Raw genomic sequence first — 13,334 nt, forward strand, 5'->3', positions numbered from 1 at the left:
AAGTGCCGACCTCGAAGAGAACCATGAGCCTGACCTGCGATGCCCGCTCCGACCAGCTTGACAACCGCGATTAGAGAACGCGCTGGGACACGATCCGGTTTTCTGTGCAAGCGACAACCAGGGCGAGCCCTTTATGAGAGGCCAAAGCACCCCTAAATAGACTCCTCACAACAAGAATTTAGTAGTCTTTACGGCTGACAACGGACCCGCCGCCGGCAGCTGGCTGTGCTCGATCAATCGCTATCAACTGCGTTCTGTGTTCGCGCGACCACGTGAGCACTCACCAGGAAAAAATAAAAGTCGGGGTTTGACGGGGACCTAGAGGGACACGATGGCCTCTTTCAAGTTCTGCTTGGCGCATGACCTACAGTTCGCAAAGTCCAAGCCTTTATGGGAGAGCCGCCACCATAGAAGCGCTCACCCGTGGGTTGGGCCTCGCTCACTTCTAGCGCCGTCGCAACCTCGCTAACGGGTCTCCGGCACCCAGTTGTACGGATCGGCCTTGAATACGTCGGGCTCGACCACGGGGAAGGGGCGATCGGACCAGATCGCCATGGGGACGCAAACGCACAAGACTGTGAATGTGAGCAGCCAAACTCTAGCCTTCGATGGGAGCGCCGCGAACGTCGCGAGTCCAATAGGCAGCAAGACCATTTGGTACCGCGGCTGAACGTACAAAGAAACAGACAGCATCAACCATGCGCTGAGCCACAACATCGCCATTATCTGCGGACCGCGATCCGGGAATGCGCGCCTTGCGAGGGCTGTAACGGCACAGGCGCCGAAGGCCAGAAGATTAAAAATCCCGAACACCCAATACCCGACACCGACCCAGTAGGGAGCGCCCGTGGACTGCCAGACGACGGGATACACCGCGAGGCTGGCAACGTTTAGGACGCACCGCTTCAACCACGCGAGCAACGCTTGACCGATACTCAGAAACGACAAGTCGGGTGCCGCGAACACCTGACCACCGATCCTTTGCGCGGTCTCGATGTTGGCACGGAGCAGTGGAAGCCACTCGGCCCCAAGCCAGAGGAGCGGAACGACTAAAGCGCACGCCCCGCCAAGTACGACAACGACTTCCGCCTCTGATCTCTCCAACTTTTCAGCTAGGGCTGTCGTCACCACGATTGCGGCAAGGATGGCGCCATAGCCGAGCCGGAAAGAAGCAGCTGCCGCGGCGATGGCGATACCCATGAGAATCCAGTATCGTGGGCGGGTGACGAAGGCCCAGCAGATCGCGAGTGACAACACGAGCAGCGGAAGCTCTTTGTTCGGCCCCGGCATCAACAGCAGCAAAAAAACATTGGCGCATATGCCCACTAGTGCAAAGCTGCTCGATTTCGTGTCTCTGCCAATCAACACCAAATGCTCGTAAAGCCAGGCGGCAATCAATAACAGCGCGAGATTGACCACGGCAAACATCCACGAGCCGACCAAGTAGCCTGGGGCGTAGAGGACGAATAAGCCAAGGAGGTCGAGCCGACCGATATAAAGCAGCGTCTCGAGCGTCCCGATCTCGTGCAGCGAGTGAGCGAGCGCAGCGATGTCAGTGACCGACAGCCCTGCCGCTAGCGCGGTCCAGAAATTCGCCTGTATCGCTAGCGCACCGATTAAGCCAGCCGCGGCGAAGCAAAACGTGATCCGCCAGTAAACACCGCGTATCGAAGTTCTGCCTGGTATCCCGTCTGTCGTTACCTGCGAGGTTGTGGCCCAGAGAATGCCGCCCGCCAACTGCAATGTCGCGCAAAGCAGCCACACCCACCCTCCAGCCGCCACGCCAATGCGGGGTCCGAAGTACAGCATGAAGGTCGACCCAACGATGATGTTTAGTACATTGATGGTCCCGATTACTTTAGCTGAGCCGAACACCACCATCTGTTGGTAGAAGATCTGGTACAGCGAGTTGACGCCAACGGCCAAGAATATCAGCTGTAGTGGCAATGCGCCGACTGATTGCACTTCGGCGTCCGGAATCCACCAGCGAAGAATGGATGGCGCCAGCGCTGCCATCGAAAGGCAAGGCAAGACGTTCAATACGAATATGGCCAGCGCTAGTAGATTGAGCGAGCGACGTTCGCCGTGCGGAAGCTCTGTTGCTAGGCGCGGAAGAAATGCATTCAGCACAGGGCCCTGAATCTGGAAGAACGCGAGGCCAAGACTCGCGACCGCGATGTAACGACCGTAATCCGCGAGGGGCACAAGACTTGAGAGCGTAAATCGGTCAATCTGCGAGACGGCCATACCGGCGAAGATTGCGACCGAAAGCCCTGCGGTTTCTTTCAAAAGTGCGAGCACGTCCGTCAGTCGCACCAATGCGCGCTCGTTGGCCAGTTGTTTCCGAATTGACCACCGGTTGGCGGACCACTCCACAACAGTCAAAGTGGTAAACCCGATCAGGTAGGCCGCCGCTGTCGGCGACCACAAGATTACCAACAATGCTGCCGTCGCATGCTTTGAGGTCGCAAACAGAGTCTGCCGGACGTTTACCGTTTTTTGTTCCTGGGTACCGTTCCAAAACCCTAAATGCACAGCATTCCAGAACTGGAAGAAAAACATGACGAATGCCAGCCGTATCTCGATGTGACTAGAGGACGCTGCCGCTGTGCCTTGCAGCCATTCGGTTTCGATCCAGCCTGCGAACACAATTCCCAGTGCCGCCACGACAGCGCCAACCCCTAGATATGCGGCAGAGAAGATCCCGAACGTCCGAGATAGGTTCGATCCTCCCGAAGCTTTGGCGCGCGCGATCTCGCGGGGAATGAGTTGACCTAAGCCAACTTCGCAGAGCGCCAGGATCCCCTGTAGCGCTATACAGAAGGCTACAAGGCCCCATTCTTGCGGCGCAAGCGCGGTCACGTAGAACGGAATCAGGAGGATGCTCAAACCGGCGCGCCAAATCACGCCGGCGAAGTTGAAAGCAGTGTTCCTGAGAGCTTGCGACTGGGACAGTCTGAGATGGCGAAGCGCGACAACAGTCTCGACTATTCGTTTTGATTGGCTCAACCGACAGGCCCTCCAGCGGTCAAAGCAAATGAGACTGGAAAACAGATCTCAGCCGCACCTGCGACTCGACCGCATGTCGTAGCAACGGCAAGCGCACACAGTGCGGAGCAATGTGGAGGCAATTTCAAAAGTGTTGTCCCTTGATCAGCGGGGTAACGGGAGGATAGCCGGCGCATTGCCCGCAAGCAGCGTCTCGACCATTGAGTTGGTTGTGGTTCTAAGCAATCTGATAGGTCTGTGTAAACAACTGCATCCGAGGACAGAGCGGGAAAGGTGGTTGGATGGGGGGCAAAAACTGCCTGTACTAAGCGGGTCTTTCCAACACTGGAAGGGCAAAACATCTGGCTCGTAAAATCTGCATAGAGCGGATAGGTGGGTGGGTGCGCATCGCCGCGCTGATAAAGAAGGTGGGCACCAAAGCGATCTACCGTTGCCCGAACACGTCCAAATCAGCACCAGGTCACAAAAGCTAGCTCTACCCACCGCGCAAGCTGGCGGCCACCCGCCCCGACCAGGTCTGGGCGATGGAGGAACCTCCGTTCCGATAGCATGCGGCGTTGTCTATATCTGCGCTTTCGTGGACTGGTTTAGTTGGCGGGTACTGTCGTGGCGGCAATCAACCACGATGGAAGCAGCGTTCTGCATCGAAGCCGTCGAGGAAGCGGGCTCGTTTTGGCAGACCCTACAGAACCGGCTGATACTCTCCTCTCTGTCCCGCGTGGGCATATCAGCAAAGCACCGCAGCATCTAAGAATGATCACAGTCCTGAGATTCGCTTTCGTATGACGCCATGCTGGTTTCTCGACATTTCTGGCTGCGACAGAACCTTTCGCAGGGACTGTTGTAACATTTTCCGGCTCGGCGATAGGTTATCGATCTCTATACCTCAGCCATGCGTGGGCCGGCGCTGGGATGACAGGTTCGGGCAGTCTGCAAAGGCAACGACGCGTCGACGTAGTTGAGTTTCTTGAGCTATCAAAAGTACTCGACTTCGATCCTATCGATGCAATCCGCCATTTGCAGCGCGTTAATGATTAGGCGTTCGCTTCTCGATGTGCGATATTTCGTTAGGCTTCGGCGAGCCGAAAGAGCGGCTCAATCTACGAGCTAGAGCCACTAGAAACACGGGACCCGCAGCGAGCCCTGGCCACCTGGACAGTAAGCCTGGATAGCCAGTGCCGTCGAGACGTCACCCACGAAAGCTCAGGCGGGCACGAGGGCCCGCCGGTTCGATCAACGAATTTAACATGTCATCCTATCGGATGGGCGTTTACTGGAGCGGCGCCAGGAGGTCCATCGGAATTCCTGCCTTTTGCCGCGGATCCCGCTGGACATAAGCCCCATTCGGGGTGGTCTTCACGGAGAACTCGTTGCGCGCATATGCATCGGTCTGGCCGACCGGCTTCGCATTCATGGTCTTCAGCAGGGAGCCTGAAGCCGCCAGGATCTTGTACTCCGCAAACAGAGCCGCGACACGGGCCGTTTCGGCGACGATGCTGGTGTTGAAGCGGGTGTTCTGTGCGTCGAGAACATCCAGAAGCGAGCGCTGGCCAATCTTGAACTGCTCGCCGTAAGACGAGACGAGCTGTGCATTCTGCGAGGATTGCGAATTCAGGATCTGGGAGAGCTCGCCGCGGCTGCGGCGCTCATTCCAGGCCGAACGCACGGACTCTTCGATCTCGCGGTGAACCTGATCGGATGCGTAGCGCTGCTCGCTGGCGCGACGGATCTGCTCCTGCTCGCGGGCCTGGTCGATGCCACCGCGATACAGGTTCCAGCGGGCGACCAGACGCACCTGAACGTCGTTGGTGTTACCCTGGCTGGTGCCTACGTCATTGCCGACGCTGGCACGACCTTCGAGATCGACGGTCGGGGCATAGTTGGAGCGGGCAGCGCGAACAGCGGCGTCAGCCGCATCGATGTCGGCGCGGGCCGAATAGATGCGCGGATTGTTGGCCTTGGCGGTTGCGATGGCGTCATCCAGCGTGCGCGGAATGAACTTAGCTGCGTATTTCGGAAGAACGGGACACTCGTTTCACTAAATCGCGGACAGCAGTTTCACTAATTCCGGGACAGTCTGGTGTGGTCGATTTACGCCTGCCTGGTTGAAGTCATGTGCGATTGATTTCGCCGTTTTCAGCGCCGGTCAAGTGGGATGGTGTTTTCTGCCGTCGCATGCTGTCTCCCTCAAGGGTGATGCGGTGCGCATTGTGGATGATGCGATCGAGGATTGCGTCTGCGATGGTCGGTTCTCCGATCATGTCGTGCCACTGTGCGACGGGAAGCTGCGCGGTGATGAGCGTCGATTTCCGGCGGTAGCGTTCCTCGAAGATTTCCAGCAGGTCGAGGCGTTGTTGATCCGTGAGCGTGTGGGTTCCCCAGTCATCGAGGATCAGCAACTGGACGCGGGCGAGTTTATCGACCAGGCGTGGAAAGCGGCCGTCGAGCCGGGCAAGGCCAAGGTCCTCGAACAGACGCGGCATGCGCAGATACAGGACGGAATGATCAAGCCGGGCGGCCTGACGGCCGAAGGCGCAGGCGAGCCACGTTTTTCCCGTACCGGTCTGGCCGGTGATGATCATGTTCTCATGTGCCTTCAACCAGGCACCTTGCGCAAGCGACAGAGTGTTGCGGCGATCGAGACCACGATGAGCGGCAAAGTCGATGTTCTCGATACAGGCGTCGGGAAAGCGAAGCTTCGAAGCCGCAAGCCGGTTGGTCAGGCGCTTGTCGGATCGCAGAGCCGTTTCCCGATCGAGCATCAGGCCAAGCCACTCGTCGCGGCTGAGGTCGCTGCTGCTGTTCTGAGCGGCAAGTTCGCGATAGGCCGTTGCCATTCCGGCCAGGCCAAGGGCTTGCATCTGATCGAGGGTTGGATGTGTCAGCATAGGTCTTTCCTTTCCTTCACTGGTAATAGGAGCCGCCGCGGATGTTGGTGTGCGGCGGGGTGGGTTTTGCTGGATCGGTCTGGGGTTTGGTCCGATCGAGACCGGATTTGAGAATGGCGGCGACAGAGGAATAGGTGATGGAGTTAATCACCAGCGCCCGCTCGCACGCCGCTTCCAGGCGATCCGTCTCGTAACGGCGGGCAAGCGACAGAATGCCGAAGGCCGAGCGATATCCTTGTTCGGGATGAGGACGATCGCACATCATCCGCTCGACCAGAATGGCGGTGTTCACCCCAATCCTTGCCGCCTGGTTCAAAAGCGATGCCGGCGTCGTGTTGGCATAACGCTGGTGGGATTTGGGCATGTGCTCATTGATCGTGACATGCCCGGATCGCTGAGAACGCCTGATATGGCTGGCAATCCGCTTGTGATCGATAAATATCTCGACCACCCGGTGGGTCAGGCGCACATCGACCTGTCGTCCGATCAGGCGGTGCGGCACGGAGTAGAAGGTCTTGTCGACCTCGACATGGTAATCGGGATGCACCTTGGCCGACTTCCATTCCGCATAGTCGAACGGCGTTGCTGGCAGCGGCGCAAGCGCCTTTCTCTCCACCTCCTCAAACAGCTCACGGCGCGACTTGCCTGTGTGGCGCATCGGGCGGTTGTTCAAGTCGTCAAGCAGAACCGAGATTGCGGCGTTCAGATCAGCCAGACTGAAGAAGCGTCGGTTTCTGAGGCGAGCCAATATCCAGCGCTCGACGATCAGCACGGCGCCTTCGACCTTGGCTTTATCACGCGGTTTGCGGCTTCTGGTCGGCAGGATGGTCGTATCGTAATGTTCGGCCATGGCCGCGAAGGTGGCGTTGAGCGTGGGTTCGAACCACAGCGCCGTGGCGACGCCCGCCTTCAGGTTGTCGCACACGATAGCCTTCGGGACGCCGCCAAAGAAGCTCAGCGCCCGTTCCTGGCCCTCGATCCAGTCCGGCAGTTTCTGGCTGAAGCTGGCGCAGGCGAACGTCAGTGACGAGGCGGGAAGCACCGCCACGAAGATTTGTGCCGAATGGATGACGCCGGTCGAAGGGTCGATGATGGGGATGGTGTGGCCAGCGTAATCGGTCTGCATCACCGCGCCCGCCTCATGACGATTGCGGAAGGTCGGGTGAGCGCGGCGTTCGAAGACGGCAAAACGGTCGCAAAACCACGTGTATCCATAGCCGTCCGGATGGTTCGCCCTGTACTCCTGCCAGAGCAGCGTCAGGGTCACGCCCTTGCGCTTCAGCTCAGTGGAAACAAACCGCCAATCCGGCTCGACCAGGTCCTGTGGCGGTCGGCCAACGCGCCGGAAAAGATGTCGCTCCAGTTCGGCATCGTCATCGAGACCTGCAGGTAGCGGCCAGACCGAAAGTCCGGTCTCCTTCGCTCGCAGCAGATACGTCGCCACGGAGGTTTTGCTGATCTTGAGGCGTTCCGAAACAGCGCGAACCGAAAGGCCCTGTTCATGCGTCAGCCGCAGTATCGATCGAATGTCTTTCACTGTCGTTCGTCTCGCTTGCTTCCGTCTTGGCATGGCCCCTCTCAACCAATGATGAGGAGCCAATCTGCCAGAACGGCGCTTGCGGAAATCGACCTTTAATCCACGCCCGAGACTGTCCCGGAATTAGCGGAAACACTGTCCCGTATTTACTGAAATCGCTGTCCGCGAATTACCGGAATCCGTGTCCCGGACTTTGTGAAACACGCACTTAGCAACCGAACCCGGCACCTTGGCATTGGTGATCGGCTCACCGACCGTCTTCAGGAAGCGGATCTTTGTGAGCTCCAGCTCTTCCTGAGCTTCACGCAGGCGAGCCTGGGCGGCGGCCAGACGCTCGCGTCCCTGAACCGCATCGACTTCCGTCAGCGCGCCACCGGAGATACCCTGGTTGATGTCAGAAAGGATGCCATTGTGGAACGAGACGTTCTGCTGTGCGACACCGACGATCTTCGCCTGCAGAATGTATTCGAGATAGTCCTGAACGACCTGCAGGGCGATCGTCTCCGAACGCTCCAGAACACGGAAGGAAGCGCCGTCAACACGCGAGGCTTGCTGGTCGACCTGGGCCCGGCGACCGCCGCCGTCCAGGAGACGCTGGGTGACGGTGAGACCGACCTCGGAGGAATTAAAATCCTCGTAGTCCCGCGTCAGGGTTCCCGTGCTCTCGTTCGAGAGCCGGCGCTTTCCCACGCTTGCCTCCAGATCGATCGACGGGAGATAGAGACCGCGCGCCTGACGCAGTTCGAACTCAACCGCCTCGCGGTTCTGGACCGCCTGCGAAATCTGCGGATTGGTCGTCAGCGCCTTCTGAATGGCCTCTTGCAGCGACATGGCGCTGGCAGGGGCAACAGACATGATGGCGAAAGCTGCCGAGGTGTACAAGGCTGCAAATAAAGTCTTTTTCGTAAACAAAGGATTGCCCCTACCCAAATCTAAGCTGAGGTGGTCTACACCGGGACACTTTTCGGTGAAACCGTTAAGCAAAAAATAAGTGTCAATGTTGCCCGATAACCACCAAAAAAACATCGGTTTACTGGCGAACACTCGCAAAACTGTCATCGCCTCCTTCAACATCGCTCGAACAACAGAAAAAAGGGCGCCAAGTTGGCGCCCTTTGTCCTAGTAAACATACTATCTGTCTTAGTCGTGCGGGGTGACGACCGCATGCTTGTCGTCGAACAGCACCTTGATGGCGGTGTCGTGGTTTTGCAGGACCACGACGTCTTTCCAGGTGTCGGCACCCGTCTGGACGCTGACCGTGGTGTTGCCGTCCTCGACCGTTGCCCGCAGATGCGAGGCTGCAGTCTCAGCAGACGCTTGTTCACCGAGCAGGCTGTCGAGCAGAGCGGTCACATCGAGCACGTCGCCTTCATCCGAGTTGAAGTCGGTGATGACGTCGGCCACATCGAGCTCATCGAGTGCTGTCGCATCGAAGACGAAGGTGTCAGCGCCGGCACCGCCGGTCATCACAACCTGGCCCATGCCCCCATGCAGGATGTCATCGCCATCCGTTCCCATGACAGTCAGCGGATCCGCATCCGATCCGAAGATCGTGTCGAAGCCAACTTCCATGAAATCGCCGGTCGAGCCATCAGCGAAGGTGAAGGTGCCCTTCGAGAAGACCGTCTGACCATCTTCCTGACCGCCGGTGTTGTCGGTGGTGAGAGAGATGCTGGTGACACCGTTGTCGAAGAGGCTCGACAGCTCGCCTTCGTCGCTGATGCCATTGTTGTTGGCATCAACCCAGATCTTCAGCTTGGAGAAGGCATCGTCGTTTGCGTCGATAACGCCGTCACCATTCGTGTCGAGCGAAGCCAGAGCCGCCACACCGCTTGCAAACTTCCCACCGTTGAAATCAGGCGTGAAGATCTCCGAGCCGTTGTCGATCAGGCCATTGCCATCAACGTCATAGGCAAGGATGCCATCGTCCTTTGTCCAGGCAATCTGGTCAGCCTTGCCATCGGCATTGATGTCGAAAGTGACACCATCCTCAATTGAGGAGAAGGCGAAGCCGTTCTTGTCGAGGTCAAGGATAAGAGGGTCAACCTTGCCGCCATCGACCATCGCCTTGAGGTCGCTGATTGTCACATCCGCGAGACCGATCAACAGATCGTTCTGTGGGTCAGGCGTATCGCCTACCTGTTGGTAGACGAAAGTATCATTGGCGGAGAGAATACCGTTCAGCAAGTCGGTCTGGAAGGCCACGATGGTACCCGCAGCACCGAGATCGTTGTTCTGTAGATATTGCACAACCGCAGCTAGCTTGGCTTGGCTATCAACCGTGATCGTCCCTCCGCTGGGGCCAGTGTAGAAGGTGACAATCCCGTTTGTGATCGAGTGATGAGAGACCGTCACCGTGCTCACAACACCGATGTAGGCGGTAGCATTCGCACCATCCACGCGACCTTGGGTATTTGCAGCCACGACCGGCGGCACTGGCAGATCCAGTTTGTCGACGTTCGTGAAGTCGGTAATGACATCGTAGCCCGATATCCTCGCCGTCCCCAGTACAGGCAGGCCGAGGTAAACTGAAGCTGCAGAATCTCCCTTGTCAAACCTGAAGGTGTCGGCGCCATTCCCGCCGGTCAACAGGTCAGCGCCGCGTCCGCCGGAGATAAGGTCGTTCCCGTTTCCACCATTAATCGTATCGTCGCCTGCACCTCCGACAAGCACGTCCTTGCCGTTGCCGCCATTGATGATGTCGTCCCAGTTGCCTCCCACCGCGATCGAGTTGCCGTTCCCCGTGTTTATGGTCGAGCCGGCTACACGCGTGAGTGTGGCAGTAGCCGCAGAGGACGTGCCACCGTTGCCATCAGAGACGGTGTACTGGAACGAACCGCCTGCCCCTGCTCCAAACAGGAGGGTTGAGCTGTCGGTGTAGGTGGTCGTCGTGCCGTCGTCGCTGACGCTGTCAAGCGGTGCAGCAGACCCCGGAACCGCCGAAACAGAAAGCACATCTCCTGCGTTCGGATCGCTGTCGTTCAACAACAGAACCCAATCCGGGATAACGGTGTCGAAGCTATTGATGAAGATCGTTTCACCAACGGCTGTTGGAGCCACATTATTGGCGACACCCGTGACGACCCACGAGACCTCCGCCGCAGTCGCCGCAGCGCCGTCGGACACCTCATAAGTCACCGTCACAGTCTTCTTTTGACCCGCGGCAAGGGACACGTAATCCGGATGGGTTGGATCCAGCGTGAAGCTCTTTGTAGCGGCATCATAGGAGACGCCTGCCGGCAATGCACCGATGTTGATCACCGACAAGGCGGTGCCTTCCGGATCTGTGGCGTTTGCGAGCGCGTTGAGCGTCGACGTGGCGCCTCCTTCGACGGCCGTACCAGTAACCGCACCGCTCACGACTGGTGAATCATTGGTTCCCTTGATGACGAAAGAGACACTAACCGAAGCAGTCGATCCATCATTGTCCGCGACTGGAACGGTGAATGTTTCCTGCCGTTGGTCGTTTGTGCCGAGACCGTTCGCTAGAGCGTCATTCAATTCATAGGTGAGCGAGTTTGTCGCCACATTCAGGGTGGCAACACCGTAGACGCCCGCCTTAGACCAGTTTCCGCCATTGCCCGAGGTCCAGCCGTCCGATGACAGTGCAGCAGCATTGTATGACGCAGTCCCGTCGACATCACCCAGCGTCAATGTCGCCGAAGACGATGCGATACCGGGCTCCTGATAACCCGCTTCGATGAGATGAGCAGGCGTCGATGCCGACACCGTCGGGCCATCATTGGTACCCGTTACCGTGACCGCAATTTCCTTGGTGATCGAATCACCATCGCCATCCGTCACCGTATAGGGAATGTGCAGCAGCACGGTCTGACCAGCAGCCAACGCGTCAAACGCTGTGCCCGGTGCGATCGAGATCTTGTTCGTGGCAGGATCGAAGACGACAGACGGCGTGCCGAGGGTAACACCGACTGGCCCGCCGCTCAGGGTTACAGTGCCGATCGACAGGCTCGTACCCGTTGAGTCCGCACCAAAGGAGAAGTGTGTGCCTTCGACGAGGGTGATGTCGAGGTTCTCGTTCTCTCCCATCACAGCTTCCAGATCAATTGCCGTCGGTTCGCTGTCGTTGACGTTGATCGTGAAGGGCTGATCAACATAGTCACCGTCGCCGTCGAATACTCGGGCAACCAGGTTGAGTGCCAACACGTCATCGTTTGAACCAAGATGGTCCAGATTCTGGAAAAGTGTGGTCGCGAAGCTCGCAGGACGAAGCACGGCAACGATAAACACCGGCTCGTCCGCCGAGCTGCCAGTCTTGAATGCCACCAGTTCCTGATCGCCGCCATTGGTGGTGCGAACGATGTATTCGAGCGGAACGCCGTCAGACGTCAGATTGGAATTGATGATCGGCTGACCGTTCAGTGTCCCGATTTCAACATGGGAGCCCTTCTTGTCAGCACCAATGCTGACATTCAGGTTTCCAAAATCAGAGCTTACAAACGGCAGGCCAGTCTCAGACAGCGATCCGATTTCTGCCGGTCCTTTAGCTACCGGTGTATCGTCATCGACATTGACCGTGATGTAACCAGGCGCGACGTCACCATCGCCATCAGTCACGCTGTAGTTGAAGCGGAACTGAACTTCGTTCTCATCACCGCCCGGCGCATGAGCGATCGCTGCATTCTGCGTCAGCGCATACTTGCCCGTCAGAGGGTCGAGCACGGCCGTGATGACAAGGGTCCCCTTCTGGAAGGCCTGAAGTGTTGTGCCGTCTGCCGACACCTTTGTTGTAAAGTCAGCCTGCTTGCCGCCGCTGGTGACGGTGATGCCCGTCCAGGCAATGCCTCCTGGACCATCGGCACCGAAGCTGTGCTTCAGAACATTGTTGGTGTTCGCCAAACCATGATCACCCACACCGCCTGGATTGCCGCCCGACAGCGTGTCATCGTTGAGCCAGGCCGTCGTTCCAGCACCACCGGTCGGCGTGTCGTCGTCGACATTGACCCAGATGTAGCCAGGCGCAACGTCGCCGTCACCGTCCGTCACGTCGTAGTTGAACTTGAACTGGATCTCGTTTTCATCACCGCCCGGAGCATGGGCGATCGCTGCATTCTGCGTCAGCGCATACTTGCCCGTCAGAGGGTCGAGCACGGCCGTGATGACAAGGGTCCCCTTCTGGAAGACCTGGAGTGTCTTGCCGTCGGTGGACACGTCCGTCGTGAAGTCAGCTTGCTTGCCGCCGCTGGTGACGGTGATGCCTGTCCAGGCAATGCCTCCTGGACCATCGGCACCGAAGCTGTGCTTGAGAACATTGTTCGTGTTCGCCAGGCCATGATCACCCACACCACCCGGATTGCCGCCGGTAAGCGTGTCATCGTTGAGCCAAGCTGTCGTTCCAGCGCCGCCGGTCGGTGTGTCGTCATCGACATTGACCCAGATGTACCCAGGGGCAACGTCGCCGTCACCGTCCGTGACGTCGTAGTTGAACTTGAACTGAATCTCGTTTTCATCACCGCCCGCCACATGAGCAATCGGTGCGTTCTGGGTCAGCGCGTACTTGCCTGTCAGGGGATCCAGTACGGCCGTGATGACAAGGGTTCCCTTCTGGAAGACTTGAAGGGTCTTGCCGTCGGTTGACACATTCGTCGTGAAGTCAGCCTGCTTGCCGCCGCTGGTGACGGTGATCCCCGTCCAGGCAATGCCCCCCGGACCATCGGCGCCGAAGCTGTGCTTCAGGACATTGTTCGTGTTCGCCAGGCCCTGATCACCTACACCACCCGGATTGCCGCCGGCAAGCGTGTCATCGTTGAGCCAGGCTGTCGTTCCAGCGCCACCGGTCGGCGTGTCATCATTGACGAGGACCTTCAGCGATCCGGTCGACTTGTCGCCGTCGCCGTCCGTCACCGTGAAGCCGATCGTGATCGCCTTGTTCTCTTCCG

Annotated in this window: 6 protein-coding genes and 1 pseudogene; 1 reads left to right on the forward strand and 6 read right to left on the reverse strand. The window is 58.3% G+C overall.

Features of this window, described 5'->3' with window-relative positions; all coding sequences use genetic code 11:
* Positions 1 to 465: 465 nt before the first annotated feature.
* Positions 466 to 3,009, reverse strand: a complete 2,544-nt coding sequence (locus tag ACQKP1_RS25695; RefSeq protein ID WP_427277496.1) for a lipopolysaccharide biosynthesis protein — start codon at positions 3,007 to 3,009, stop codon at positions 466 to 468.
* A gap of 389 nt (positions 3,010 to 3,398) precedes the next feature.
* Here ACQKP1_RS25695 and ACQKP1_RS25700 point away from each other — a divergent pair.
* Positions 3,399 to 3,692 (forward strand): annotated as a pseudogene (locus ACQKP1_RS25700) (DDE-type integrase/transposase/recombinase); the annotation flags it as partial.
* 587 nt (positions 3,693 to 4,279) lie between these two features.
* On the opposite strand, the gene ACQKP1_RS25705 reads toward ACQKP1_RS25700, so the two are convergent.
* The 5 genes from ACQKP1_RS25705 to ACQKP1_RS25725 form a co-directional block, all read right to left on the reverse strand.
* Positions 4,280 to 5,005, reverse strand: a complete 726-nt coding sequence (locus ACQKP1_RS25705; protein WP_427277501.1) for a TolC family protein — start codon at positions 5,003 to 5,005, stop codon at positions 4,280 to 4,282.
* Between the two features lie 115 nt (positions 5,006 to 5,120).
* The gene (gene istB, locus ACQKP1_RS25710; protein WP_427277497.1) at positions 5,121 to 5,897 is read right to left on the reverse strand and encodes an IS21-like element helper ATPase IstB; all 777 of its coding nucleotides are present in this window, start codon (positions 5,895 to 5,897) and stop codon (positions 5,121 to 5,123) included.
* 16 nt (positions 5,898 to 5,913) lie between these two features.
* Positions 5,914 to 7,467, reverse strand: a complete 1,554-nt coding sequence (gene istA / locus ACQKP1_RS25715; protein ID WP_427277498.1) for an IS21 family transposase — start codon at positions 7,465 to 7,467, stop codon at positions 5,914 to 5,916.
* 90 nt (positions 7,468 to 7,557) lie between these two features.
* Positions 7,558 to 8,289 (reverse strand): TolC family protein, encoded by a 732-nt coding sequence (locus tag ACQKP1_RS25720; RefSeq protein ID WP_427277499.1) that lies wholly within the window; start codon positions 8,287 to 8,289, stop codon positions 7,558 to 7,560.
* 285 nt (positions 8,290 to 8,574) lie between these two features.
* The coding region (locus ACQKP1_RS25725; protein WP_427277500.1) for a beta strand repeat-containing protein at positions 8,575 to 13,334 on the reverse strand (4,760 nt) is incomplete at its 5' end.

This window comes from Allorhizobium sp. NPDC080224 (genome assembly GCF_050281005.1).
Lineage (GTDB): Bacteria > Pseudomonadota > Alphaproteobacteria > Rhizobiales > Rhizobiaceae > Allorhizobium.